Origin of the sequence: Burkholderia sp. AU30280 (assembly GCF_020420125.1) — a bacterium.
Lineage (GTDB): Bacteria > Pseudomonadota > Gammaproteobacteria > Burkholderiales > Burkholderiaceae > Burkholderia.
Genome location: NZ_JAIZRY010000005.1, coordinates 328,732 through 353,851, shown reverse-complemented (window position 1 = coordinate 353,851; position 25,120 = coordinate 328,732). Strand labels below are relative to the sequence as shown.

At 66.5% G+C, this 25,120-nt stretch carries 27 protein-coding genes and 5 pseudogenes; 17 read left to right on the top strand and 15 right to left on the bottom strand.

Annotation, left to right across the window (positions count from 1 at the left end; translation table 11 throughout):
* Positions 1-3 precede the first annotated feature (3 nt).
* Positions 4-582, bottom strand: a complete 579-nt coding sequence (locus LGN17_RS14445; protein ID WP_226197398.1) for a hypothetical protein — start codon at positions 580-582, stop codon at positions 4-6.
* 284 nt (positions 583-866) lie between these two features.
* On the opposite strand from LGN17_RS14445, the gene LGN17_RS14440 reads away from it, so the two are divergent.
* A complete protein-coding gene (locus LGN17_RS14440) occupies positions 867-1,796 on the top strand; it encodes a DMT family transporter (protein WP_226197397.1) in 930 nt (309 codons plus the stop codon).
* A gap of 3 nt (positions 1,797-1,799) precedes the next feature.
* Here the strand turns inward: LGN17_RS14440 and LGN17_RS14435 are convergent, their stop codons facing one another.
* Together LGN17_RS14435 and LGN17_RS14430 are read right to left on the bottom strand one after the other, a co-directional pair.
* Complete coding sequence (locus LGN17_RS14435; RefSeq protein ID WP_226197396.1) at positions 1,800-2,585, bottom strand: YhfC family intramembrane metalloprotease; 786 nt, start codon at positions 2,583-2,585, stop codon at positions 1,800-1,802.
* An 11-nt stretch (positions 2,586-2,596) separates the two neighbouring features.
* Entirely contained in the window at positions 2,597-3,127 is a 531-nt protein-coding gene (locus tag LGN17_RS14430; protein WP_226197395.1) for a GNAT family N-acetyltransferase, read from the bottom strand.
* Positions 3,128-3,313: 186 nt separating this feature from the next.
* On the opposite strand from LGN17_RS14430, the pseudogene LGN17_RS14425 reads away from it, so the two are divergent.
* The 3 genes and pseudogenes from LGN17_RS14425 to LGN17_RS14415 all read left to right on the top strand — a co-directional run.
* Positions 3,314-3,469 (top strand): annotated as a pseudogene (locus LGN17_RS14425) (polyketide cyclase); the annotation flags it as partial.
* Between the two features lie 116 nt (positions 3,470-3,585).
* On the top strand, positions 3,586-4,062 hold the full coding sequence (locus LGN17_RS14420) for an SRPBCC family protein (protein ID WP_226197393.1): 477 nt from the start codon (positions 3,586-3,588) through the stop codon (positions 4,060-4,062).
* Between the two features lie 108 nt (positions 4,063-4,170).
* Positions 4,171-4,809 (top strand): 2-hydroxychromene-2-carboxylate isomerase, encoded by a 639-nt coding sequence (locus tag LGN17_RS14415; protein WP_226197392.1) that lies wholly within the window; start codon positions 4,171-4,173, stop codon positions 4,807-4,809.
* 30 nt (positions 4,810-4,839) lie between these two features.
* On the opposite strand, the pseudogene LGN17_RS14410 reads toward LGN17_RS14415, so the two are convergent.
* Positions 4,840-4,983: pseudogene (locus LGN17_RS14410) on the bottom strand (LysR family transcriptional regulator); the annotation flags it as partial.
* On the opposite strand from LGN17_RS14410, the pseudogene LGN17_RS14405 reads away from it, so the two are divergent.
* Positions 4,970-5,413, top strand: a pseudogene (locus LGN17_RS14405) (MFS transporter); the annotation flags it as partial. The pseudogenes LGN17_RS14410 and LGN17_RS14405 sit on opposite strands and share 14 nt — an antisense overlap.
* A 483-nt stretch (positions 5,414-5,896) precedes the next feature.
* Positions 5,897-6,061, top strand: a pseudogene (locus tag LGN17_RS14400) (phosphoesterase); the annotation flags it as partial.
* A gap of 103 nt (positions 6,062-6,164) precedes the next feature.
* Here LGN17_RS14400 and LGN17_RS14395 read toward each other — a convergent pair.
* The 3 genes from LGN17_RS14395 to LGN17_RS14385 all read right to left on the bottom strand — a co-directional run bounded on the left by LGN17_RS14395 (position 6,165) and on the right by LGN17_RS14385 (position 8,825).
* A complete protein-coding gene (locus LGN17_RS14395) occupies positions 6,165-6,824 on the bottom strand; it encodes a glutathione S-transferase family protein (protein WP_226197391.1) in 660 nt (219 codons plus the stop codon).
* Between the two features lie 125 nt (positions 6,825-6,949).
* Positions 6,950-8,020 carry an MBL fold metallo-hydrolase gene (locus tag LGN17_RS14390; protein ID WP_226197390.1) on the bottom strand — a complete coding sequence of 357 codons (1,071 nt, stop codon included), beginning with the start codon at positions 8,018-8,020 and terminating at the stop codon, positions 6,950-6,952.
* Positions 8,021-8,171: 151 nt separating this feature from the next.
* On the bottom strand, positions 8,172-8,825 hold the full coding sequence (locus LGN17_RS14385; RefSeq protein ID WP_226197389.1) for a peroxiredoxin: 654 nt from the start codon (positions 8,823-8,825) through the stop codon (positions 8,172-8,174).
* Between the two features lie 1,333 nt (positions 8,826-10,158).
* Here LGN17_RS14385 and LGN17_RS14380 point away from each other — a divergent pair.
* Entirely contained in the window at positions 10,159-10,626 is a 468-nt protein-coding gene (locus tag LGN17_RS14380; RefSeq protein ID WP_175952634.1) for an avidin/streptavidin family protein, read from the top strand.
* Between the two features lie 344 nt (positions 10,627-10,970).
* On the opposite strand, the pseudogene LGN17_RS14375 reads toward LGN17_RS14380, so the two are convergent.
* Positions 10,971-11,442: pseudogene (locus LGN17_RS14375) on the bottom strand (hypothetical protein); the annotation flags it as partial.
* A gap of 238 nt (positions 11,443-11,680) precedes the next feature.
* On the opposite strand from LGN17_RS14375, the gene LGN17_RS36705 reads away from it, so the two are divergent.
* The 4 genes from LGN17_RS36705 to LGN17_RS14360 all read left to right on the top strand — a co-directional run bounded on the left by LGN17_RS36705 (position 11,681) and on the right by LGN17_RS14360 (position 13,923).
* Complete coding sequence (locus LGN17_RS36705) at positions 11,681-12,235, top strand: tyrosine-type recombinase/integrase (protein ID WP_319000826.1); 555 nt, start codon at positions 11,681-11,683, stop codon at positions 12,233-12,235.
* Positions 12,217-12,594: a tyrosine-type recombinase/integrase gene (locus LGN17_RS36500; RefSeq protein WP_319000828.1), complete on the top strand. Its 378-nt coding sequence runs from the start codon at positions 12,217-12,219 to the stop codon at positions 12,592-12,594. Before LGN17_RS36705 ends, LGN17_RS36500 begins: the two co-directional genes overlap by 19 nt.
* 72 nt (positions 12,595-12,666) lie before the next feature.
* Positions 12,667-13,572: an HTH-type transcriptional regulator ArgP gene (locus tag LGN17_RS14365; RefSeq protein WP_226197388.1), complete on the top strand. Its 906-nt coding sequence runs from the start codon at positions 12,667-12,669 to the stop codon at positions 13,570-13,572.
* Between the two features lie 138 nt (positions 13,573-13,710).
* Positions 13,711-13,923 (top strand): DUF1059 domain-containing protein, encoded by a 213-nt coding sequence (locus LGN17_RS14360; protein ID WP_226197387.1) that lies wholly within the window; start codon positions 13,711-13,713, stop codon positions 13,921-13,923.
* A 114-nt stretch (positions 13,924-14,037) separates the two neighbouring features.
* Here the strand turns inward: LGN17_RS14360 and ltaE are convergent, their stop codons facing one another.
* From ltaE to LGN17_RS14345, 3 genes are all read right to left on the bottom strand, one after another.
* The gene (ltaE, locus tag LGN17_RS14355) at positions 14,038-15,051 is read right to left on the bottom strand and encodes a low-specificity L-threonine aldolase (RefSeq protein ID WP_226197386.1); all 1,014 of its coding nucleotides are present in this window, start codon (positions 15,049-15,051) and stop codon (positions 14,038-14,040) included.
* Between the two features lie 166 nt (positions 15,052-15,217).
* Positions 15,218-15,772: a YMGG-like glycine zipper-containing protein gene (locus LGN17_RS14350; RefSeq protein ID WP_175952638.1), complete on the bottom strand. Its 555-nt coding sequence runs from the start codon at positions 15,770-15,772 to the stop codon at positions 15,218-15,220.
* A 13-nt stretch (positions 15,773-15,785) separates the two neighbouring features.
* Positions 15,786-16,112: a hypothetical protein gene (locus tag LGN17_RS14345; RefSeq protein ID WP_174952206.1), complete on the bottom strand. Its 327-nt coding sequence runs from the start codon at positions 16,110-16,112 to the stop codon at positions 15,786-15,788.
* A gap of 502 nt (positions 16,113-16,614) precedes the next feature.
* On the opposite strand from LGN17_RS14345, the gene LGN17_RS14340 reads away from it, so the two are divergent.
* The 3 genes from LGN17_RS14340 to LGN17_RS14330 are packed head-to-tail and all read left to right on the top strand — an operon-like array spanning position 16,615 to position 19,216.
* Positions 16,615-18,027, top strand: coding sequence for a cytochrome ubiquinol oxidase subunit I (locus LGN17_RS14340; protein ID WP_226197385.1), 1,413 nt, complete (start codon positions 16,615-16,617; stop codon positions 18,025-18,027).
* A gap of 30 nt (positions 18,028-18,057) precedes the next feature.
* Positions 18,058-19,065 (top strand): cytochrome d ubiquinol oxidase subunit II, encoded by a 1,008-nt coding sequence (gene cydB, locus LGN17_RS14335; protein WP_175952641.1) that lies wholly within the window; start codon positions 18,058-18,060, stop codon positions 19,063-19,065.
* Positions 19,037-19,216 carry a hypothetical protein gene (locus tag LGN17_RS14330; protein WP_226197384.1) on the top strand — a complete coding sequence of 60 codons (180 nt, stop codon included), beginning with the start codon at positions 19,037-19,039 and terminating at the stop codon, positions 19,214-19,216. The genes cydB and LGN17_RS14330 overlap by 29 nt, the downstream gene beginning before the upstream one ends.
* Before the next feature lie 68 nt (positions 19,217-19,284).
* Here the strand turns inward: LGN17_RS14330 and LGN17_RS14325 are convergent, their stop codons facing one another.
* Positions 19,285-19,899 carry a hypothetical protein gene (locus tag LGN17_RS14325; protein WP_226197383.1) on the bottom strand — a complete coding sequence of 205 codons (615 nt, stop codon included), beginning with the start codon at positions 19,897-19,899 and terminating at the stop codon, positions 19,285-19,287.
* Between the two features lie 182 nt (positions 19,900-20,081).
* On the opposite strand from LGN17_RS14325, the gene LGN17_RS14320 reads away from it, so the two are divergent.
* On the top strand, positions 20,082-20,987 hold the full coding sequence (locus LGN17_RS14320) for a LysR substrate-binding domain-containing protein (RefSeq protein WP_226197382.1): 906 nt from the start codon (positions 20,082-20,084) through the stop codon (positions 20,985-20,987).
* A 119-nt stretch (positions 20,988-21,106) separates the two neighbouring features.
* Here the strand turns inward: LGN17_RS14320 and LGN17_RS14315 are convergent, their stop codons facing one another.
* The gene (locus tag LGN17_RS14315) at positions 21,107-21,259 is read right to left on the bottom strand and encodes a hypothetical protein (protein WP_226197381.1); all 153 of its coding nucleotides are present in this window, start codon (positions 21,257-21,259) and stop codon (positions 21,107-21,109) included.
* Positions 21,260-21,280: 21 nt separating this feature from the next.
* On the bottom strand, positions 21,281-21,472 hold the full coding sequence (locus tag LGN17_RS14310; RefSeq protein WP_175952644.1) for a YqaE/Pmp3 family membrane protein: 192 nt from the start codon (positions 21,470-21,472) through the stop codon (positions 21,281-21,283).
* A 151-nt stretch (positions 21,473-21,623) separates the two neighbouring features.
* Between LGN17_RS14310 and LGN17_RS14305 the strand changes: the two genes are divergently transcribed.
* Entirely contained in the window at positions 21,624-22,763 is a 1,140-nt protein-coding gene (locus LGN17_RS14305; protein WP_226197380.1) for a hypothetical protein, read from the top strand.
* Positions 22,764-22,851: 88 nt separating this feature from the next.
* Here LGN17_RS14305 and LGN17_RS14300 read toward each other — a convergent pair whose 3' ends face one another.
* A complete protein-coding gene (locus tag LGN17_RS14300; RefSeq protein WP_264165935.1) occupies positions 22,852-24,525 on the bottom strand; it encodes an alkaline phosphatase family protein in 1,674 nt (557 codons plus the stop codon).
* 316 nt (positions 24,526-24,841) lie between these two features.
* On the opposite strand from LGN17_RS14300, the gene LGN17_RS14295 reads away from it, so the two are divergent.
* Positions 24,842-25,066, top strand: a complete 225-nt coding sequence (locus LGN17_RS14295) for a hypothetical protein (RefSeq protein WP_027790361.1) — start codon at positions 24,842-24,844, stop codon at positions 25,064-25,066.
* The last annotated feature ends 54 nt before the right edge of the window (positions 25,067-25,120 follow it).

The window sequence follows — 25,120 nt, the reverse complement described above, 5'->3', positions numbered from 1 at the left end:
GCGCTATTCAACCGCCCGCGCGGCCTCCCACAGCGGCTGCCCGCCGAGCGCCGCATGCCACGCATCGAAACGCGCGCGCCACGACTCGAACGGCTCCGCCAGCGGGTGGCGCGGATCGTCGCTGAGCGAATACGCCATCCCTTCGATCAACCAGCGCGGCTTGGTCGCGACGGCCAGGTTGCCGAGTACTTCCGCCTGCCGGTGATGGATCAGCTCGTGCGCGAGAAAGTAGGTCTGCCAGCCGCGCGGTGCGACGATCACGCCGAAATTCCCGAGCGTCAGCGCCGCGCGTTGGCCCAGGCCGAATGCATCCGCACACGCCCGCGTCGAGCAGAACACGACGCGCGGCGCCTCCTGGAATGGGCCAACGGCTGCCGCCGCGCGCGCATAGCCGTCGCGATAAAGCTGTCGCGCGTCGCCGAGCCTCGCGGCATCGTCCGTGCAGATATCGGCGCTCGGGCACGACACGCCGGGGACCAGCGCGGGTGCGACGACGCGCAACGGCTTGACGAGCGCATACGCGGCAATCGGCAGCGCAACGAGCAGGCCCGTGAGGGCGAAAGCGACATGCGAGCGTTTCATCGGGGCGGTGGTTCCGGGGCGTTCTGCTGTAGTTTTCCTGCGTGACTATAACGGACTGGCGATATCTCCGGCCCTGCTTGATTCACGGCCAACGCCCAATTGCCGGCTTGCGCTCGCCGCAACCCGGGAGACATTCCGGCGCTTGCCACTGCGATCTGCCGCTTCGCCGGAACAAAGACTTTTGACGACTTAATAGCGCCTGAATAATATATTGGACGCATTACCGGGCGCACCGCATCCTTGCCCTCAACCGGCCCGCAACGGCCGCACGACAGGGACAGGACATGAACGGAAACGAACGGCTCGCCGGCATCGGCTACGGATTGCTCGCGGCGCTCATCTGGGGCGGCTTTCCGGTCGTCACGCGTCTCGGTGTCACGCATTCGGCCCTCGATGCGTACGACATCGCGTTCATCCGTTTCGCCGTATCCGGCACGCTGCTGCTGCCCGTCCTGCTGCGCAACGGGCTCGGCACGCTGCGCCCGGCGTCGGTCGCGCCGATGGTGATCGGCGCCGGCGCGCCCTACATCCTGACCGTCGCCGCGGCATTGAGCCATGCGCCGGCCGGCTACTTCGCGCTGACGCCCGGCAGCATGATCGCGTTCACGGCGATCCTCGGCCGGCAGGTCGCGCACGAGCGGCTGAGCGCCGCGCAGATCGCCGGCATCGTCACGATCCTGGCCGGCATCGCGCTGGCCGCGTCCGATGCGCTGCGCGGCGCGATCGGGTTGCCTGCCCTCGTGCTGTTCATGCTCGGCGGCCTGCTGTGGGCCGTCTACAACGTCACGACGAAACGCGCCGGCTGCGGTGCGCTGCACGCGACGGCCGTCGTGTCGGTCGGCTCCGCGGTGCTCTACTGCCCGCTCTATCTGGCCGTACGCGGTGGCGCCGTGCTGCATGCGCCGGTCGCTGCCATCGCGACGCAGGCGATCTACCAGGGCGTGCTGATGTCGGTACTGGCGCTCTACTGTTTCAGCCAGGCCGTCGTCGCGCTCGGCCCGGCGATCGGTGCGACCTTCGCCGCGCTGATGCCCCCGCTTGCCACGCTCGAGGCCATGCTGCTGCTCGACGAACGGCCGCATGCGGCGGCGCTGGCCGGCATCGCAATCGTCACGGCCGGCATGGCCCTGAGCCTCGTCAGCCGGTGGCGCACGGGCCATGCGCCGGCCATCCGGCGGCTGAACCCCGCCGCACATGGCCGAACCGGCCCCTGACCATCAGGCAATATGCCCCGTGCTCGCGTCGCCGGCACCCGTCGGCCGGCGGCTCCAGCGAATGCCCAGCAACAGGAGCGCGACGCTGGCTGCGAACAGGATCACCTCGATCAGCACCGTTTCGACATGCCAGTACCGCGTCAGCAGCACGGCGGCGAGGTCGAATACGAAATGGAGCGCAATCGCATACGCCAGCCAGCGTTTCGTCCCGCGCACGAACGTCTGCAACACGATCAGCGACAGGCCGACATGCGCGGCCAGCGCGCTCGTGCGTTCGAGCAGCGCCAGAAACGGCGACGCCAGCGTCATGCCCGCGAACTCCGACCCGATCAGCGACTGCACGCCCTCGGGCACCACGACACCCGCGTACGCGAGCAGATAGCCCGTGCCGAGCGCGAGAAACCCGACGCCGACCAGCAGCATCGCCTCCAGCCCGCCGTGCCCGAGCCCGAGCATCACGGCCGCCGGCGCGTCATGCCGCTTCGGCAGCAGATAGCGGAACGCAACCCAGCGCCCGCATTCCTCGAAAAGCCCGGCCGTCAACGCCGCAAACACGAGCATCGGCAAGTGCCAGCGCGGGTCGTGCGCGAGCCAGCGGTACAGCGGAATCTGCCAGGACATGCGCAATACCGGCTGGAACACGAAGAAGGTCAGCATCCCGTAGAAGAACACGCGCCACGGCACCTGCGTGCGGCAGCGCCACGCGGCCGCGAGCCACGCAGGCGCGAGCAGCGCGACGAGACCGGCCGCCAGCGTGAGGAACACGAGCATCGGTGCAACGGATTGCATCGCGCGCCCGGCTACGCGAGTTGCTTGTGGAAATACGTCGTCGCGCAGAGCGTGCCGTCAGGCATCAGCGCGTAGTTCGGCACGACGCCGACGCGCTGCCAGCCGGCCCGCTCGTACAGCCGCTCGGCGTCGCCGCCCGTCACGGTATCGAGCACGAGCACGGTCTTGCCGGCGTCGCGCGCGGCCGTATCGGCCGCCGCCATCAGCCGCGCGGCGATGCCCTGCCGGCGCGCGTGCCGCGACACGAGCATCTTCGAGATGTCCGCGCGATGCGGCTGGTTCTCGGGCTGCGCGGTCACGACCTGCACGGTGCCGACGATCCGGCCGGCCGCGTCCTCGGCAACGAGCAGGATGCGCTCGCCGTTCGCGACGCCGTCGGCGACCTTCGTCCAGAACGCGACGGCAGTCGTCCGCTCGATCGGCAACATGAAGCTGACGGACGCGCCGCCCTCGACGCAATCGATCAGCACGTCGGCCAGCGCATCGATACAGGTCTTCGCTTCGTCCGCGTCGACACGGCGGACGGTAACGGATTCGGTCATGCCATCTCCGGTAGTCAGTAGTCAGGTGGGCCGCACGCGCGGGTTCGGCGTGCGTCCGGATCGGAAGGAGCACCGGCCGATCGTCGCGGCTCGCGCAACGGCGGCGGGCTTGCGGCAACGCCGCACCCGGTCGGCGCGTGTTACCGCCCCATCATCCTACGCGATGAAAATTTCCGTTGCAGCGCCGTTCGGATGGCCGACGACGCTGCCGGCAGCCGCTACGAAGCGGGCGTGATGCATTCGGACGCCCCCACCCGCGAACGTCATGAAGCGCACGGTTTTTTCGAGGGCTGGAACATCTGCATCACGCAACTCGGCGCCTTCGCGGCCGCGCTGCGCTGAGCGCGGCGGGTGCGCGGTCATTGCATGCCGCGTCGCGCGCGCCTAGGATTCCTGAAGGAAGCGTGACGACACGCCGGCCGCCGGCGCGCACCGTCGCGCGCTTCGCGGGAGGCAACATGTTGCACACGCACACGCATTCGACCCGGGTCAGCCGGCACCTGAACGCCCCGCGCGGCCGCGTCTACCGTGCACTGCTCGATCCGCACGCGGTCGAGCAATGGAAGGTGCCCGACGGCATGACGTGCCGTGTGCATGCGTACGACGCACGCGAGGGCGGCGCGCTGCGCGTGTCGCTGAGCTACGACGCGCCGTCGGCCGGCGCCGGCAAGACCACCGCGCGCACCGATACCTATCACGGCCGCTTCGTCACGCTCGTGCCCGACGAGCGGATCGTCGAGATCGACGTGTTCGAGACCGACGATCCGATGCTGCGCGGCGCGATGACGATCACGATCACGCTGTCCGACGAAGCGGGCGGCACGCGCGTGGAAGCCGTGCACGACGGTGTGCCGCCCGGTGTGCCGGCCACCGACAACGAAGCCGCCTGGCAAATGGCGCTGGCAAGGCTCGCGGCGCTGGTGGAGGCCACGTAGCGGCCGTCCGCGCCGGCGACGGGCTAGCGATGCGGCAGCGCAAAACGCCGCCGCGTGCGACACTGGTCCGCACCCGCCCATCCGGGCCCGTACGAGGAGACTCTCGCGATGAACGCCGCGCGCACCGCCACCTGGTATTTCGATTTCGTTTCCCCGTTCGCCTACCTGCAGCAGGAACAATTCAACCGGTTGCCGCCCGCCGCCGCGTTCGAGCCGCGGCCCATCGTGCTCGGCGCACTGCTCGCACACTGGGGCCAGAAAGCGCCGGCCGAGATCGCGGCGAAACGCGTCTTCACCTATCGCCACGCGCAATATCGCGCGGACAAGCTCGGCATCCCGTTCCGGATGCCGCCCGCGCACCCGTTCAATCCGATCAAGCCGCTGCGCCTCGCGATCGCGATGGGCAATTCGCCTGACGCGATCCGGCGGATCTTCCGGCATATCTGGCGCGACGGCCAGGACGTGTCGACGCCGGAAGGCTTCGCCGCGCTGTGCGAAGCCGTCGGCTTTCCGGAAGGCGTGACCGCCGTCGACGCCCAGCCGGTGAAGGACGCGCTGCGCGCGAACACCGACGATGCGATCGCGCATGGCGTATTCGGCGTGCCGACCTTCGAACTCGACGGTGACCTGTTCTGGGGCGAAGACGCGACCGACATGTTCGCCGACTGCGCGACGTCGCGTGCGTGGCTCGATTCGCCCGAGGTGCGCCGCATCAGCGCGCTGCCCGAAGGCATCCGGCGCGGTTGAAGCCGCCGAGGCCGCCCGGCGCCTATCGCGTCGGGTATGCGGGTAGGTCAGGTAGACGGGCAACGGCGCGGCCTGCCACTCGGGCGCGAGGTGCACGAGTTCGCCGCGCGCGAGGTGGTCGGCCAGCATCCATGACGAGCCGACGCACGCACCCACCCCCAGCAGCGCAGCCGCGGGCGCCTTCGGCCTTGCAGGTGCGGCCGGGGCGCTGGCCGCGCCGATTGCCGGACGCCTGGCCGACCATCATGGCCCCGAACGCGTCACGCGCATCGGCGTCGGCATCGCGACGGTGTCGTTCGCGTCGATGGCCGCCGCACCGTTGATGTCGCCGCATGCGCAGCTCGTGCTGCTCGCGGTCGCGACGATCGGCTTCGACCTGGGCATGCAGGCCACGCTGATCGCGCACCAGGCGATCGTCTACCGGATCGACCCGGCGTCGCGCAGCCGCCTCGATGCGGTGCTGTTCGTCGGCATGTTCATCGGAATGGCGGCCGGCGCCGCGATCGGCAGTTTGTTGCTCGCGCAACTGGGCTGGAATGCGGTGACCGCGCTGGCCGTCGTCACCTCGCTGGCCGCGCTCGCCGTGCGGATCTGGCGCCACTGAATATCTGCATCGCACATACCAGGCGGGCAGGTCCACCGGGCTTGCCCGCCTTTTCTTTTATTTTCGATCAGCGCACGCATGCCGCTGCGCATGCCTGGCAGATTCGTGCGAATTCGGCATGAAAAGCGCCCATTCCGCGCAAGATCCGCACCGGCTCGAACGAATGTCCAGTTCAACCCATTATTTTTCCGGCGGCCGTATGCATCGATGCGAAAACGCCGGACGATCCGATGCGCCCCGCCACGCGGCGCTCACCCATCCGGCCCCACCGCACAGCCCCGTTTTATCAGGGGATTCCCGGTATTTTTTCGCATTTTCTTCGAAATAACGGGTGACATACTTGCCCCCGTTGCGCTCCGGTGCGAGCGCGCTTCCAGATCCTGCCGGCCGCACTTCATGCCCTGCGGTCCGCCGGGGTCGCACGACATGAACCATTTCGACACCACGATCCAGATCTTCGTCACCCGCATCACGTGCGGTCCGCTGATGCATCACACGATCCGCTCGCGCTTCGCGCCGCAGGTGCTGGCGACGATCCGGCGCTTCCCCGCGCCGGCCTATACGCTCGCGTTCCTGCCGTGCTTCGAGCTGATCACGCAGTTCGACGCGTTGCCGACGCTTGCGCAGTCGGCCACCCACACGATGTAACGGGGAGACGCCACGATGGTGCCACTGCTTACGTTCCGCCGTCGCCCCGGCACCCGCTGCCGGCCATGCGCGGCAACCGCGCGCCGCGCGACGGCCGCGCCGATCAGTCGCGATCAGGTGCACCCAGCGGAAAGAACGATCGAAACGGCCGCGCCTCGTCGACCGCGCGCGCGAACGACGGCCGCGCCAGCAGGCGCCGGCGGTACGCAATCACGTTCGCGAACGACGGATCGATCCGGTGCGTCCAGTCAGCGTAGAACAGGAACGGCGCCGCGCCGCAGTCGGCGAGGCTGAAGCGGTCGCCGGCCGCCCATTCGCGATCGGCCATCTTCTTGTCCAGCCACGCATACGACGTCTCCAGCATCGCGCGTGCATCGGCAACACCGCGCGCATCGCGCTCGGCTTCCGGACGCAACGCGTCGTGCACGACCTTCTGCTGCGGCGTCGACACGTAGTTGTCGAAGAAACGATCCATCACCCGCACCTCGAGCGCCGCATGCGGATCGTCGGGCAGCAGGCGCACGGGGCCCGGATGATTCAGGCCGAGATACTCGATGATGATCGACGCCTCGATCACCGTGCGGCCGGCATCGACGAGCACCGGAAAGCGTTTCAGCGGCCACAGCGCGGCCAGTTCCTGCATCGGCTTCGGATCGTCGTGCGCGAGCACGCGATACTCGAACGGCGTGCCGTTCTCGTACAGCGCAGTCAGCACCTTCTGGCAGTAGGACGAAAAGGGGTGGGCGTAAAGTGTCGGCATCATCGTGCGGTCTCTCAGGGGTTTCGGCGCCGCCTGATGCGGCGCCGCATGATCGGATACCTTCACGACGAACGGCACGCGGCCGTTTCGACAGCAACCCGGAATTTTTTATCGTGCGACTCGGGCCGTTACGACCGGCCGTCCGTCACAACGCGCCCTTCGGCACGCCAGCGCAGCATCCCGCCGCCGAGATTCGCGACCGCGTCGAAGCCGGCCCTCCGCAGGATCACGGTCGCCTGTGCGGATCGCCCGCCGGCCCGGCACACGGTCACGACCGGCCGGTCGCGCGCAATCTCGCCGGCGCGTGCGGCCAGTTCGCCGAGCGGGATCAGCGTCGCACCGGGCAGATGGCCGAGCGGGCCCGTGAATTCGTCCGGTTCGCGCACGTCGACGACCTGCACGGCCGGCAGATGATCCTCGAGCCATTGCGGATCGATTTCCCAGAATCCGGCGAACGTATAGACGAGCGGCGCCCAGTCGGCTGCCGCCTGCGCGTCGGGCGCGTGCGCGGCGACGCCGCATTGCAGGTTCGCCGGCACCGCGACGTCGATCTGGCGCGGATGCGCGAGCCCGAGGTTGCGCATGTAGCCCGCGAAATCGTCTTCGCTCAGATCGCCGCCGAGACGCGGATTGAAACGCCGCTCTTCCCCGACGCTCGTCACCGTGAGCCCGCGATAGTCGTGAGCCGGATACAGCAGGCACGCGGCCGGGAGCGTGAAGAGCCGGCCGTGCACCGCGCGATACAGCGCGCGCGGGTCGCCCTGCTGGAAGTCGGTGCGGCCCGTGCCGCGGATCAGCAGGCAATCGCCGGTGAACGCCATCGATTCGTCGTCGAGCACGAGGCTGATGCAGCCGCTCGTGTGGCCGGGCGTCGCGCGCACGGTCAGGTAGCGCGTGCCGAAGGCGCAGCGGTCGCCGTCGTTCAGGTAACGATCCGCGCCCTGCGCGCCGCTCGCGGCCGAGATCGCGATCGTGCTGCCCGTGCGTTGCTTCAGCAGCCATGCGCCCGTCACATGATCGGCATGCACGTGCGTGTCGACGGTCGCGACGAGCCGCAACCCGAGCTCGTCGAGCAGCGCCGCGTCGCGGCGCACCTGCTCGAACACGGGATCGATCAGCAGCGCTTCGCGCGACGTGCTGTCGGCGAGCAGGTACGTATACGTCGACGATTGCGGGTCGAAGAGTTGCCGGAAGATCATCGCGAAGTCGCTCCGTCGCTGGTTGATGCTTGTTTGATGCGTGCTTCATACGGACTTGGTGCGCATTGCCCGGCCCGCGCCGCCGCTGTCGATGTCGCGCGGGCCGCCCCGTCGTGATCCTGCATGGCCGGCATCCGGCCCGCACGGCGCGTCAGCGCGGCTGCGTCACGTAGCGCAGGTACGGCTTCAGCGTCCGGAAGCCTTCCGGATACTTCTGCTTCGCAGCATCGTCCGACACCGACGTCGGAATGATGACATCGTCGCCGGGCTTCCAGTTCACCGGCGTCGCCACCGTATGCTTCGCGTTGAGCTGGAGCGCGTCGAGCAGGCGCAGTACCTCGTCGAAGTTGCGCCCCGCGCTCATCGGATAGACGAGCATCGCCTTGACCTTCTTGTCCGGCCCGATGACGAACACCGAGCGCACGGTCGCGTTGTCGACCGCCGTGCGCGTGCCGCCGCTCGCATTCGGATGAATCATGTCGTACAGTTTCGCGACCTTCAGTTCGTCGTCGCCGATCAGCGGATAGTTGACCGCGTGCCCCTGCGTTTCAGCGATATCCGACACCCACTTCCGGTGATCGCTGACCGGATCGATCGACAGCCCGATGATCTTCGTGTTGCGCTTGTCGAATTCCGGCTTGAGCCCGGCCATGTAGCCGAGTTCGGTCGTGCACACCGGCGTGAAATCCTTCGGATGGGAAAACAGGATGGCCCAGTGGTCGCCGATCCATTCATGAAAGCGGATCGTTCCCTCGGTGGTCTCCGCGGTGAAATCGGGCGCGTCCTCGCCTAGTCGAATCGACATGTTCGTCTCCATCAAGTGGGAATCGTCACGACGCCCGCGTCGCGGCTTGCGCGCGACGCGCGATCGTCCGCGCGCGAAGTGCCGGCATGGCACATGCCGGGTTCCGCGCGTTCCTATAGCGTAGGTCAAAATGCGCGCGCCACCGGCGTGCGGCTTACCGTGGTCGATTCCGACGACGAATGCGGTGCAACCGGACGTTGCGCCGCACCCGGCCGCTGGTACGCACTGACTTACACGACCGGCGGCTCCCGCCTTGCGTTCACTGGAATTCCACCGACATGTCGATGACGATCGATCATCAAGGCTCGCTGCACCTCAAGAGCGCGGAGCCGTGCTGAGGGCCGGCCAGCGCGCTGCCCGCCACCGCCGGTTCGACTTAATTTCCACACATAGGTCAATTTCTTGCCTACAGCTGCAGGACCGCGAAGGTTCGGAAACCAATGATGAAACGTTGGTTTTGCAGACACGGTAAAACGCCCATTGCCGACTAGCCGAACCTTATTCATCGGGTTAAACGCCCTGGTTGTGTCAATGAATCAGCGGATCGGCCAGGCACGCGGGCGGAGCCGGGAAGAAGCACTGCTGTATCAAGCATTCGAAGATGGGGCACCATCGACTTCCCTGCTAGCCGTACTGAGTTTGCGCACCCACGCCGTCGTCGCGATCCGCCGAATCACGGCGCAGACCCAATGGGTCGTATTCAGAAACGCGCCCGGTGCTTCGATCTTCATCCCACGTCGACCAGATCTCACGCGGCCCAACGCTCGCCGACTTGCATTGTATTGCTGCGTCTCCAAAGTAAAAAACCGCGAGGCTTTCACCTAGCGGATTTCGTCTTCTATTGGTGCATCCGCCCCACGAGGAGGGACTGCACCGACGTGACATCAATGATCCGGCACATAATCAAAAAAATAATCGACAACAATTTCATTTAATTCACTACCCCCACGACGCCCGAAAAATTCAGCCCCGCATCACCACAAATCCAAAATTTGTTGACCCGGCAAATTCACCAAAATCAAATTTGCATTCTTGCAAATCCCTCTCGATCAACCTATTCTGAATTTCAAATTAACACCCCAGATAAAAATACACATTGAATTATCAAACATCCAAGACCATTCTCGCTTGATCAATTTTTCCCGCCATTGTTAATGGAAACGATCGCGCCAATAAATCACCCACTCGATCAAATCTCTTAAAGGGATGATTGCCGCCACCAGGAATCATCAGTCGAGCTCGCGCAATTATGTGTCGGATTGGGGGGCAGGTTCACCACAGCGTGGTTGAGCCCATATGCGGGGTCCGCACAATCACACGAAAGGAAACCAAAATGAAGAAAACGCTCGCGTCGCTCGCTATCCTGGGAACGCTCACATCACCCTCATGGGCCGAAACAGCTCTCTCTCCCCCAACTTGCCAGAACCCGATCGGCTCGTGGCGCAATGAGCTGGGCTCAACCATGAAAATCGGCGCCGTTTCGGGAACGGGTGCCATTCAAGGCACGTATATTTCGCCTTCCGGAACAACAGGGCAGACTTTTGCGCTCTCCGGTTGGTACTATGCCGCGCCGCCTTCAAATAGCGGGCTTGATCAAGTTACGCTGCTTACTTTTTCCGTAAACTGGAACAATAGCTCAGCCAGCTACAACAGCATTACGACGTGGTCAGGACTTTGTCGAGTGACGAACGGCACGCCGACTATCACTGCGCTCTACTACTACGCAAACGCTTTCGCCCAGTTTTCGTGGAAGCACACCAATGTAGGGCAAGATGTTTTCACACCGAGCGGCTCACAGTAAGGAGGCTGCATTCCCTATTCCCGAACCCACCTCACGTGTCAGTGTCAGGACTTGAAACGAAAGCGCCCCGCTGCCGAAGAATCGGCGCGGGGGCGCGGGTTGAGCCGCTCACAAAAGAGCCCTGAGAACTTTCGCACTCAGGGCTTCGGCATTCATTTCGTCAGGGTGAACGCCCGCCCAACAGATCCCGACAGACAGTTGTCGTTGTTGGTCGCGGCGCTCCCGCGATTCAGTACGCCTGTCGTGCGATTGTTGCGACACGAGTGTGCGGCCGCTCACGTATCCAGTGACGCGGTAAAGGATGCGCGGAATCTACGCGATCCGCTCTTGAAATGGACTCCGTTTCATCCCCGCAATCGCCGACACAATGTGTCGTACACCGATCCATCTACCGTCTCCAACAGCGCGAGCATGTCGTGAAATCGCCACGACCGGTTCCGCCGATACTCGTCGAGCGATATGCCGAGCGCGTGCGCGCCGACCAGCATCATCGACCTGCCGCTAGCCGGAACCGGGACAGTCGGGACAAATGTGCCGCCCCTTCCTATCCGAAGCCGGCGGCGCAGCGATTCTCCCCAACCCGCCGCAGTCGTCGCTTAGTTCGCATTCCAGAAAGACCAACGACACGTTACGCCCTTCGAAGAACGGGATACGTTTCCGATACACACACCTTTTCGCTGCCCCCACGTACATCGCACACGTGCGTTGACATCGTGACGGGACGCACGCGACGCACGACGCCCGCCCCCCGCACTCGACGCACTGGTCGTTCACCCACTCATCCGGCAACCGGAGCGCGAACCGCTCGGCGATGTCGGGCGGTGTGGCGAATTCGGCCTGAAATTCTGAAATCGAAATCGTCCGGTTACAATGCCGATCGACCGGCGCGGACGGAAGGAAAGGCGCGTTACCAAGGTCCATCCGAAAGCGCGGCGGCGTCAATTACCTCGATCTTCGTACGCCAGGCGGAGAAAGAATCCGCCGCTCTTGTGGGACTGCCGACCGGAAGGAAGCGGACGAGTATCACGACAAGCTGAAAGCGGAACGGTGACGCGTGCATAAGCGCGGGGAGCGGCGACGCTACGTCTGCGAGGAGGCCGTGGCGAGATACCTCAACGAGCACGCAGCGAAGCGAAATGACGTCCACTTCGTGGGCCACCCAAGACACTTCGGCGCGTATTTTCAGGGGCGCCGCATCGCCTCCCGAACGTCGGCCGAGATCATGGAAGCGCTTCCGGAAAAGTGTGGCCGCTGGCGTCCGGACAAGGCTGCCTCGGTAGCAACGCGAAACCGGCATCTTGCAACGATTCGCGGCATGCTCAACGCTGCCGCAAGGTGGGAGTGGATCGATCGAGCACCGATACTGACGTGCACCAAAGCGTCCAGCAAGCGGATGCGCTGGATCGCGAAAGAGGAGGCGCCGTGGCTACTTCGCGAACTCAATCGCGACTGGATGCGTGATGTTGCAGCCTTCGGGTTTGCGACCGGGCTTAGACGAGCCAACATTCTCGGCCTCGAATGGTCGCAACTCGATCTGGTGACTCGTCGCGCATGGATTCATCCAGATCAGGCGAAGGTGGGTAAGTCGATCTGCGTTGCGCTGCACTGAGCAGCGAGGCGATCGGACTCATCCGCAAGCAGATCGGCAAGCATCACCGGTTTGTATTCGTCCGAAACGGCAAGCGGATCACGTCGTGGGATCGAGAGCAATGGCCCGCCGCATGCGCTCGGGCCAACGTCGAGAATTTTCGATTCCACGATGTGCGGCACACTTGGGCTAGCTGGCGCGCTCAGCGTGGCCCACCGCTTGAGCGACTGAAGAAACCGGGTGGAGGGTCGAGTGACGACATGGTTCTCCGGCATGCGCATCGAGCGCCAGACCATCTGGCACAACATGCCGAATCGGTTACGGTTCGATCCCAAGGTGGGACCGATTGGCATGTCACACTTGATCACCCAGCGTCATGATCGGCCGCAACGCCATAACCAACAAGGCTTCATCGTTTTGAGTATCACAATCTGTCTCGGGCTATCTGATCCATGTCTCTGACGATCGATTCGAAGCAAGCCGCCGCGCTGCTGGCCGTCGCCGACACCGGCAGCTTCGAGCAGGCGGCCGTACGGCTGCACGTGACCGCATCCGCCGTCACGCAGCGGGTCCGCGCGCTGGAGGCCAGCCTCGGCACGCCGCTCGTGCTGCGTACGCGGCCGTGCCGCCCGACGGTGGCCGGCCAGCGCGTGCTGCAGCACCTGCGCCGCGTCGCGCTGCTGCAGGCCGACCTGCAAAGCACGCTCGCGACCGAGCGCGAATTGCCGATCTCCGTCACGATCGCGCTCAATTCCGACAGCCTCGGCACGTGGTTTCTGCCGGCGCTGACGTCGGTGCTCGCGGGCGAGCGCATCCTGTTCGAGTTGATCGTCGAGGATCAGGACCACACGTTCGCGCTGCTCGAAAGCGGGATGGCGGTCGGCTGCGTGACGACCGAGCCGAAGCCGATGCGCGGCTGCCTCGCGACGCCGCTCGGCACGATGCGCTACCGGCTGCTCGCGGCCGCCGCGTTCGCGGTGCGCTGGTTTCCGCGCGGGCTGAACCGCACGAGCGCGCGCAAGGCGCCCGTCGTCGCGTATTCGCGGCGCGACACGCTGCAGTCGTCGTTCCTGAAGGAGAAGTTCGGGTTGCCCGAGGGCGCGTACCCGTGCCACTACGTGCCGGGCACCCATTCGCACTTCGCGGCGGTGCGCCACGGGCTCGGCTACGCGATGGTGCCGGAGCCGCTGATCGGCAGCGCGCCGCTCGACGCGCAGGGGCTCGTCGATCTCGCGCCCGCGCATCCGACCGACGTCACGCTCTACTGGCACGCGTGGACCGTGCAGTCGCCGACGATGGCGTCATTGTCCGAGCGGGTCGTCGAAGCGGCGCGCCGGCTGCTCGCGCCGCTGCCGTGACGCGCGTTTGAGCGGCGCGGTACGCCTGACGGCGAGAATCGCCGCCGCGCCGCCTATACTTTTTTCATCGGCCTCGCGCGCGCGCCGCGCGGCCGATCACGCACACCCGGCCATTCCCTTTCCCGCAAGGAGAACATCATGTCTCGCCGCTACATCGATTGCCGCGAGTTTCCCAGCGCGATGCATTGCTCGGTCGCGATTTCCGCCGACTCCGACGACGAACTCCTGGAGGCCGCCGTGCAACACGCGGTGCTGGTGCACCAGCACGCCGACAGCGCCGAACTGCGCACGCAACTGCAAGCGCTGTTCCACGACGGCACACCGCCCGCCGACGCACCCCAGCAAGCGTAATCCGCCGGCTCGCCCGATATCGACAGACGGATCGCCACGTCGCCCCCGTCGCCTCTCCGCCTCCTGCTTCGCGCCCCATCGGGCCGGCGCCCCCGCCGGCCGGCGCATTCCACCTTACGCGCGGCGCTGCGCGAAATACGTCCCGACCGCGTCGATAAACGTATCGATATCGGCGCGCGACACGTCGCAGTGCGTGACGAAGCGCGACGCGTACAGCATCTGCGTGAGGATCCCGCGCGCCTTGAGCCACGTCTCGAGCGGCGCGCAATCGGCTTCGGGGAATTGCGCGAACACCATGTTCGTCGCGTGCGACAGCACCTTCACCGAGTCGATGCGTGCGAGGCCTTCAGCGAGATGCGCGGCATTCGCGTGATCGTCCGCGAGCCGCTCGACGTTGTGGTCGAGCGCATACAGGCAGGCGGCCGCGAGAATGCCCGACTGGCGCATCGCGCCGCCGAGCACCTTGCGCCAGCGCTGCGCACGCTCGATCAGCGCACGGTTGCCGACCAGCACCGAGCCGACGGGTGCGCCGAGCCCTTTCGAGAAGCAGATCGACACGCTGTCGAACGGCGCGCACAGCTCGGCGATCGAACGGCCCGACGCGACGGCCGCGTTGCACACGCGCGCGCCGTCGAGGTGGAGGGACAGCCCGCGGCTGCGCGCGAACGCGGCGGCTTCCTGCACATAGCCTTCCGGCAAGACCTGGCCGCCGATCGTGTTTTCGAGCGCGAGCAGGCGCGTGCGGGCGAAGTGATTGTCGATCGGCTTGATCGCCGCGGCGATCTTCGCGAGCGGCAGCGTGCCGTCCGGCGCGTTCTCGATCGGCTGCGGCTGGATGCTGCCCAGCACGGCCGCACCGCCGCCTTCGTACTTGTAGGTGTGCGCGAGCTGGCCGACGATGTACTCGTCGCCACGCTCGCAATGGGCCATCAGTGCGGCCAGGTTGCTCTGCGTGCCGCTCGGGAAGAACAGGCCGGCTTCCTTGCCGGCCCGCTCCGCCATCACCGCCTGCAGGCGCAGCACGGTCGGGTCGTCACCCCATACGTCGTCGCCGGTTTCGGCGGCAGTCATCGCGGCCAGCATTGCCTGGCTCGGACGTGTCACGGTATCGCTGCGTAAATCGATCATCGCTGAGTCCTGGGTAAACGCGGACCGGAACCGATGCGTCCGGCCCTGCCGAAACGAGACTCAGAGTGTACGCAATTCATCCGGCGTGGTGTACCGACGGTCGATGCGCGCACAGCGCACTGGGCGCACCTGCTCGCCATGCCGCACGACACCGCCCCGCCCACCGTCAGTAGCGCGGCGGCGGCGGCTGAACGCCCGCCGGCGGCATCGGCGGCGCCGCGCGCGGTGCGCCGTCATATCCGCCACCGCCATACCCGCCACCGCCACCACCGCCGCTCATCCCGCCCGGCACCGGCACGCGGTTGCCGGTCGCGTACATGCATTGCAGGTAGCCGTAGTCGTAGCGGCGCTGAATGTCGTAGGCCGAGCCTTGCGCCGCACCGGCGCCGACCACGCTGCCCGCGAGCAGCCCCGCGCCCGCGCCGACGGCCGCACCCGTGCCGCCGTTGAACGCCGCGCCTGCCGCCGCACCCAGTGCCGTGCCGACGGCCGCGCTGCCGACCGCGCTCGCGGTCGACGCCTGGCTCGCGCTCACGCCGCCCGATTGCTGGAACGCGTATTGACGGCAGTTCGCATCGTCGGCGCGGAACTGGTCGAACGACTTGCCGGTGCCGGGCAGCGCCATCACGCTCGGCCCGGTCGGCATGTACGCGCACGCGCCGAGCAGGCCGGCCAGCGCCAGCGCGGCCGGCACGCGCAAAGGTCGAAATACGGATTTCATCGTCGCGTCTCCGTCATTGCGGCCGCGCCGGCACCGATCGCCAGCCCGACTTGCAGGTCTTCACATACGGGTAGTAATGCTTCGACGCGTCGCAGTAGTACCAGACGTTCGCGTCGCCATCGTCCTGCGGCTGCCCCTTCTCGACGTACTCGGGCGGCGGCCCCGGATCGACGGGCACCGCGACGACGGGCGGCGGGTAGTAGTAAGGCGCAGGGACGACGGGGTAGTAATACGGGTAGCCGGGGCCGATATAGACCCCGACCCGGGCGGCATGCGCCACGCCGCCCGTCGCGATCGCCACTGCGGCCACCGCGCCCAGTGCGAGCTTCAATCCATTCACGTCACGTTCTCCGGCTGGCGGTTCGTCGATGCGAACCCGATATACCGAACGCTACGCCGCGCGCGATCCGCCATCCATTACAGGCGCACGCGCCAATGTTGCGCGGCGTTACCAATGTGACAGACCCCATCGGCCACGGCCCGCCGGCGCGACCGGGCGTGTTACGCGTTAACGCATTGCAACGGTTCGGCCGTGCACCGGCGCCGCACGGGGCGATGTCACGCGGCGTTTGCATCCGCACCAAACCGTTCCGATGACGCGACGCGCCATATTGACGCACGTGCGTCAGACCGCCACGCCGCGACCGCACGCGCCGCAAGCAGCCTTCTTGATACGAATCAACGATTTATCCCGAAATCGCGCGCGGCGGGCTGGACATCTGCGACGAGTTGGCGCATTTCGCGGCGCAACATCGCGGCACATACTCCAGCCAACCCCGACGCCCGTCCGCCGGGGGCCGCCGGCACCCGCCGGCGGGTATCGTCAGCCTCGGTCAACTGGTATGGACACCGCTCTTTCGGCCCTCGATCTGGCCCGCCTGCAATTCGCGTTCACCGTCTCCTTTCACATCGTTTTCCCGGCGCTGAGCATCGGCCTCGCCAGCTTCATCGCCGTGCTCGAATATCGCTGGCTGAAAACCGGCAAGCAGTACTACAAGACCCTCTGCCTGTTCTGGTCGAAGATCTTCGCGGTCGCGTTCGGGATGGGCGTCGTCTCCGGCGTCGTGATGAGCTACCAGTTCGGCACGAACTGGTCGGGCTTCTCGAGCTTCGCCGGCGCCGTCACCGGGCCGCTGCTGATGTACGAGGTCATGACCGCGTTCTTCCTCGAGGCCGGCTTCCTCGGCATCATGCTGTTCGGCTGGAACCGCGTGAGCCCGCGCGCGCACTTCGGCGCGACGCTGATGGTCGCGATCGGCACGCTGATCTCCACGTTCTGGATCCTCGCGTCGAACAGCTGGATGCAGACGCCGCAGGGCTTCGAGATCGTCGACGGCCGCGTCGTGCCGACCGACTGGTTCGCGATCATCTTCAACCCGTCGTTCCCGTATCGCCTGTTCCACATGGCGATCGCCGCGTTCATCGTCGCCGCGCTGGTCGTGGCCGCGACCGGCGCATGGCACCTGCTGAAGGGCCGCCGCGACAAGGGCGTGAAGAAGATGTTCTCGATGGCGCTGTGGCTGCTGCTCGTGCTCGCGCCGCTGCAGGCCGTGATCGGCGACCAGCACGGCATCAACACGCTGAAGCACCAGCCCGCGAAGATCGCCGCGATCGAAGGGCTGTGGGAAACCGAGAAGGGCGGCACGCCGCTCAACCTGTTCGGCATTCCGGACATGAAGGCGGAAACGACCCGCTACGCGGTGAAGGTGCCGCACCTCGGCAGCCTGATCCTCACGCACAGCTGGGACGGCGAGATCCGCGGCCTGAAGGAATTCCCGCCGGAAGACCGCCCGAATTCGACCGTCGTGTTCTGGAGCTTCCGGATCATGGTCGGCCTCGGCTTCGCGATGATCGGCCTCGCCGCGCTCGCGTGGTTCCTGCGCCGCCGCGGCCGCCTGTATGAATCGAAGGGGTTCCAGCGCTTCGCACTCATGATGGGCCCGACCGGCTTCGTATCGCTGCTCGCGGGCTGGGTGACAACCGAAGCGGGCCGCCAGCCGTGGGTCGTGTATGGCGTGATGCGCACCGCGCACGCCGTGTCGCCGCTGTCGGTACAGCAGGTCAGCCTGTCGATGATGACGTTCGTGATCGTGTACTTCCTCGTGTTCGGCACCGGCGTGTACTACATGCTGAAGCTGATGAAGGCCGGCCCCGCGCTGCCCGACGTGAAGCACGACGACACGCCCGACACGCGCCCCGATCACACCGCGCGCCGCCCGATGTCGGCCGTCGACGAGCCGCTCGAGACCGTCTGAGCCCCACCCTTTCCGCACACGAGAAAACCTATGGACGTCACCGTAATCTGGGCCGCGATCATCGCATTGGGGCTCTTCATGTACGTCGTGCTCGACGGCTTCGACCTCGGCATCGGCATCGTCTTCCCGTTCTTCCCGGACGAGAAGGAACGCGACCTGATGATGAACACGGTCGCGCCCGTGTGGGACGGCAACGAGACGTGGCTCGTGCTCGGCGGCGCCGGGCTGTTCGCGGTGTTCCCGGTCGTCTATTCGACCGTGCTGTCCGCGCTGTACCTGCCGCTGATCTTCATGCTGGTGTGCCTGATCTTCCGCGGCGTGTCGTTCGAGATCCGCGCGAAGGCGCGGCGCACGAAGCAGCTGTGGGATCTCGCGTTCATCGGCGGCTCGGCCGGCGCGACGTTCTTCCAGGGGATCGCGCTCGGCGCGTTCCTGCAGGGCATCAACGTGAAGGACGGCGTGTTCGCGGGCGATGCCTTCGACTGGCTCACGCCGTTCAGCCTGCTGACCGGCCTCGGCCTGATCGTGACCTATGCGCTGCTCGGCTGCTGCTGGCTCGTCGCGAAGACGGAGGGCGACCTCCAGCGGCGCCTGCATCGCGTCGTATGGCCGCTGACGGTCGTGCTGCTCGGCTTCATCGCGGTCGTCAGCCTGTGGACGCCGCTGCAGGATCCGGCGATCGCGCAGCGCTGGTTCGATTCGGGGCTTTTCTGGCGCCTGCTGCCGGTGCCGTTCCTGGTCGCCGGGTGCGCGGTGTGGATGCGCCGCGCGGTGCGCGACCGGCATGACATGACCCCGTTCGTGCTTGCGCTGGCACTCGTGCTGCTCGGCTACGTCGGCCTGCTCGTCACGCTGTTCCCGTACGCGATTCCTCAGACGATGACGATCTGGGAAGCCGCGGCGCCGCGCTCCAGCCAGACCTTCACGCTGGTCGGCGCAGCGGTTATCCTCCCGATCATCATCGCCTACACGACGATGGGCTACTGGGTATTCCGAGGCAAGGTGCGCCATGAAGACCAGCATTACTACCACCACTGATTCCGCCGACCGCCCCGCTGTGGCGCCGCGGTCGCGGATGCGCGGCTGGATGTGGTTCGTCGTCCTGTGGGCGGGCGGCGTGATCGGCGCCGTCACGCTCGGCTATGCGTTCAAGATCTTCATGAACCTGACGCTGTTTGCAGTGAAATAGGCCTCACCCGCGTGGCACGCCGGGGCGGTCGCATGCCCCGGCTTTCACACACCGAGCGGGCACGCCGCTCACCGCTCGCACTTCGTCGTGCACATCGCCTTGTCCACTTCCGTGAAGAACGCCTGGTAGTACTCGGGCTCCAGGACGGTCTTGGTACGCGAATCGCCGGCACTGTCCCACACCGTGCGATCGAATCGTGCACGCACGATCGCCGCGTGCGCGTCACGCCCCGCCCGAACCGTCACGATCGCGGCCACGCGTTCGTGATCGGGCTTCGTCGGCAGCATTCCGATACGCGCCTTCAGCGCACCACGCAACAGCTGACGCCATTTCGGGATCAGCGTGTCGCTGCGCCCCGCTTCCACCAGCCCAGAATCGCGATCGACCGTCACCGGCGCATAACCCTGCGCGCGCAGCACGCCGGCCACCGCGTCGAGCACGCGCGCCTGCGTCGCGTCCGCATAGCGGCGGTCGCTGAGCATGCGCAGCGTCTGCTGCTCGCTATCGGTCAGGTCGACCTCGGTCTGGCTGGAGCTGTAGCGCACCAGCGATCCGCCGCTGCCGATCTGGCGTTCGTTGTCCGGTTTCGTCGCGCATCCGGTCAGCGCCGCGAACAGTCCGGCACAAGCGAGCGCCAGCGCGCCGCGACCGCATACGGGCGGCACTGCGGTCGAGCGGTGCATCACGCGCCGCGCGGCGCGCCGGAGGCGAAGACGGTGGCGAATTCCGGTTGCTCGTGCATCGGGTGGCGATATGATCGTCATCGGGGCGTTCTCTCCTGTCGGCGCCATCATAGGGATGGCGCCCCAGTCGCCACAAACGACATTTTTTGACCCACTGTGTAGCTTTTCTTCTCGATCTCACGATGCGCCGCTTGCCGCCCCTCAACGCGCTGCGCAGCTTCGAAGCTGCCGGCCGCCTGCAGAGCCTCACCCTCGCCGCCGACGAGCTGAACGTGACCCAGAGCGCCGTCGCGCAGCAGATCCGCGTGCTCGAATCGTTCTTCGGGCAGAAGCTGTTCGAGCGCGACGGGCGCTCGTTGCGGCTCACGCCGCGCGCGCGGCACTACCTCGTCGACGTCGCGAGCTGTCTCGGCCGGCTCGCGCAGGCGACGGGGCAGATGTTCGAACCCGTCGGCGGCCATCCGGTGCGGATCAACGCGTCGGTGTCATTCGCGCACGGATGGTTGCTCACGCAACTGGCCGTGTTCCAGGCCGAGCATCCGGATATCGACGTGCAACTCGTCGCGACGCCCGACAACGAGCGCGACCAGTTCGACGAAACCTGCGACATCGTGGTTCGCCGGTATACGCCGGAGCTGCGCCGCAAGGGATTCGTGTCGCGGCCGCTGCTCGCGACCGTCGCGGTGCCGGTGTGCGCGCCCGGCCACCCGGTGCTCGAACAGGCGCGTACGCCGGCCGACCTGCGCCACGCGCCGCTGCTGCATTACGCGGGCTTGCCGCAGGCGTGGCAATACTGGTTCCACCAGGCGGGCTCGGCCGTCACCGAGACGCTGCGCGGGCCGTTCTATCGCGAGTTCTTCCTGATGACCAAGGCTGCCGCGAGCGGGCTCGGCGTGTGCCTCGCGCCGCGCGCAGTGGTGCGCGACGACCTCGAACACGGGCGGCTCGTCGCACTGTTTCCGGAAGTCCACCTGGAAGGGCCGCCGTTTCATTGCCTGTATCGCGACGACGACGATCCGTCGCTGCGCACCTTCGTCGACTGGCTGTTTGCGCGGGCGGAAGCGCTGGAGGGGGCGCCGCCGGGATAGCCAGCGAAGGGGGGAAAGCGGAATCCGATGAAGCAGCCCGAGGCGGATGCGTTGCCGACGACAGGACGGATGCGCCGTCACGTCCGGCTATGTGATGTGTTCTGCCGCAGGACGCCGGGCTACAATCCCGGCATGCCGAAGATGCGGTACATCGTCTGCACCGCCCCGTCGCCCCGACCTCGTTCGATATCCTGAGTCGTCTTCGTCGACACGCCTGCGAGCCTGGCCATTTCCGCGCTCGTGAGCCGCATCGTCTTCTTCAGACGACGCACGGATTCCCCTTCCGCGATCTATCACCGCCCGCGCAGCGCCGCCTCGATCTTCCGGTCGGTCTTGTACTGGCTCAGCGCATACACCGACCAGATCGCGGCCGGCAGCCAGCCGATGATCGTGATTTGCAGGATCAGGCAGATGATCCCGGCGATCGGGCGGCCGATCGTGAAGAACTGGAACCACGGCAGCAGCAGGGCAAGCAGAAGGCGCATGAACAAACCTCTCGGTGCGTCGTTGAACGGGTGATGCGTGGCGAATATGCCGGTGCGGGCGACAGAATTCAAGCCGTTCGTCGCGATGCGTGCCTGCTACACTCGCGCGTCGTCAAACGAAGCCGACCAGAACAACAACGGAGAGAGGGCAATGAACACCCCGTCGTCACACCGCGGCCGCATCCGGCGGCCCGCCATCACGCACCCGAAAAAAACCTGGCATCGCTGCGCTGCGGTCGCGCTCACCGCCTTCGCCGCCGTCGGCGTCGCGCACGCCGAGACAAAGCCGACAACGCGCTACGCGATCAACCTGACCCGCGACAGCGGCAGCGAAATACCGCTGAGCAACGAGCCCTACAGCTGGACCACGCACGACGGCAAGGCGCTGGCCAAGGGCGTGACCGATGACAAGGGACGCGCCGCCGTCGCACGGCAGGCAGGCGAGACGCACTATGTGCTGGAGACCGTCAACACCCGCTGGATCTACACGGTCGACAACGCGTGCTGGACGCACCGCGACGATGCCTTCGCCCGCTGCGCGAAGCTGACCGACACCGTCGACCTGGTCGCGCAGCGCATGGCCGACGACGCGCGCGACGAGGAGGCCGCCGCCATCCGGCGCCGCGATGCCGCGCTCGCCCGCTACCGCGCGGCCGCGGCTGCCCATGATGACGAACTCGCGTGGCTGGGCCCGCTGCCGGCCGAATGGTCGAGGGACGACGTCCAGAAACAGCTCGACGACGTGTACGGCAAGATCAAGCACGAACTCGACCATCTCGGTGACGCCGACATCGACGTATCCCGCTTCGTGTGCAGGTCGCCCGACCAGATCGGCCCCGCACCCGACCAGCAGGCCGTGATCGACTACATGCGCAGCCTGCGCGAGCCGGGCTCGACGACGCCCGCGCAGTGGACGGCGCTCGTCGAGGCCGCGCGCCAGGGCAACTGGCTCGCGCGGCTGCAGATCTTCGTCGCGCTCGGCGCGCGCCCGAAAGACGATCTCGTGTCGGTCTACCGGCGCATCCAGCTGATGGCGTGGCTGCAGGCGAACCACATCGGTGCGCTGTACACCTACTACCTGGGCGAACTCGCCGCAACCGGCTATTTCGAAGGGCCGAGCCCCGGCGCCACGTCACCGATTCCGTTGTATGCGGCGATGCGCGGCAGCTACGCGGCGATGAAACGCGCGGGCGATTCGCTCATGGCGCAGGACGAGCCGGACGTGCAGGCGATCGGCAAACGCATGCACGATTGCGCGTTGCAAATGATGCCAGTGCTGTTCGCGAAGTAGGCGCGGACAGCGCCTCACAGCCCCTCACGCGGCGCACAAGCGGCCCGCCGCGCGGCCGGCGGCGGGCTGTGCCGCGGCGTCGCGTCGCTCAGCGATCGATGCCGAGCCCCGGCAGCACCTCCGTGCCCTCAGCCACCACCGCATGCAGCAGGCGCGGGTTCGCACCGAGCAGCCCGAGGATCGTCGGCGCGACCTGCTTCGTGCCGACCGTGTCGGTCACCGTGCGTGCGCGATGCAGGCCCGGATACGACACGAGCAGGCCAAGGTGGCTGTCATCCGGTGCGTTGCCGCCGTGCTCCTCGTCCTTCTTCGTGCTCGACGTGTAGATCACGCCCGGATTCGGCTGGACGATGATGTCCGGCGTGCGGCCGTTGGCCGGATCGCCGAAGCGCTCGGCGAGCGCCGCGCCGTACAGGATGTCGGCCTGCGAGCCATCCGCGCAGATCCCCGGCGCGTTGCAGCCCAGGTTCGCCTTCAGCGTCTGCACCACGGCCGTGCGCTGGTTGCGGTCGCGCAGCCAGATCAGGCCGACGTCGTCGGTCTGCACGAAGCCCGTGTCGACCAGGCCGGAGCCATCGTTCAGGTTGCCCGTCTTCGTGTTGTTCTGGCCGAAGTTGCCGTTCGGGTCGAGGTAGTTGTTCGTTTCGAGCAGCTTCGTCAGCGTGTCGCCGTTCTTCACGAGCTTCGTGTGATCGGTCGGCGACTGGCCGTGCTTCGACGTGACGATCACGGCCGTCGACGAATACAGGTTCGCCTGCTTCAGCGCCGTGACGACATGGCCGATCGCGTTGTCGACGTACGTGATCGCGTTCGCGACCTGCCCGTTCGGCGTGAAGTTCGCGTCGAGATAGCCGCCGCCCGTCGCGACCGTCGCCTTCTGCGCGACGCTCAGCGTCTGGAAATCGGCGCCGAACAGCGTCGGCACCGGTGCGCGCTTCGTGCCGGTCGAGTCGCGGCCGTTGATCTGGTTGATCAGCGCCTGCACGTGCAGGTTGTCGAAGCGCGCGGTGTGCGAGTAGACATCCGTGTAGTTCGTGCCCGTGGCCGGGTCGATCGAGTTGATCTCGGTGCGCATCAGATCGTCGACGCCGGTGCCCGACGGCCCGTTCAGCCAGTCGTAGCCCCATGCGTGCTTGTCGGCCCACGCAGTGGTCGCGTTCGGGATGCCCGCCTTCACGGCCTCGAACACCGTGTTGGTCTTCACGTAGTTGTGCGGATAGACCGGCACGCACTTGCCGTTGACCTTCGCGTTCGGGATCGCCTGCGGGTTGAACGCACCGCCGCCGTCCAGGTGGACAAGCGCGCCGCCGTTCTGGGCATCGATGCCGGTCGTCTCGTCGAACACGACGTTCCAGCCCTGCTTGCCCGAGCAGCTCGTGTCGCCCGGCGCGTAGAGGTTGCGGTCATACGACACGTCGTAGAACAGGCCGGCCGTCTTCGGCGAGCCGCCCGTCACGAGCGCGGCGAGGCCCGGGAACGAATCCGACAGGCCAGGCGTATAGGCATTCGCGTACGTCACGCCGCTCTTCGCGAGCACCGCGATGTTCGGGCACGTGTTCGCGCCGATGCAGCGCGCGAGATCCTGCTCGTGCAGGCCGTCGACGCTGATCAGCAGCACGTGCTTCACGACGCGGCTCGCGTGGTCGCGGTCCTCGCGCTGGCTGTCGCCGTCCTGCTGCGCCGCGTGCGCACCCGCGCCGGCAAGCGCCAGCGCGCCCGCCACCACCGCCACCAACCTCCGCTGCTTACCAAGGAAAGACATGATCACCCCACCTCATCGATTGACGTTGAACTGCGTGACTTGCCATCAGGCGCGCAAAATATCGCCGGATCGTGCGGCGGTCGCATGAAGCGGGGCTTTCTGTTTTCTATCAAACGTAACGAATCGCAAGTGACACGAAGCGGTCGCAAAGCAAGGTGGCCTGGCGCACGCCGCAACGTGCGCGTTCGCCTGCCTGCACCGCGCGGGGGCATCGGTCAATCCTGACGCAGCGTCACTTGCCGCATGATTTTTTTTCCGGCTTGGCGCGCGACTATTGGCGTGTGATAAAGGGTTTTCCCTGACCCGGAGCACGAGTATGTCGACCCTGGAAGCCCTCCGGTTCGTGCTGGACGATGCACGCACCCCCGAAATCATTCGCCACCACGTCGTCGACGCGTTGCAGTACGCGTTGCGCAACTACGGACAGGTGTTCACGGCGAAGGAAGTCGAATGGCTGGCGCAGTGGGACGACGCGCGTCTGCCGCTGGCCGCGAAGAAGGAACTGGGCAAGCGCGAGGAACCGGCGATCGCCGCGCGCTGAAGGAAGCACGCCGCCGCGCCCGAACGGATGGCCGGACGCGGCGGCGGCGGATGG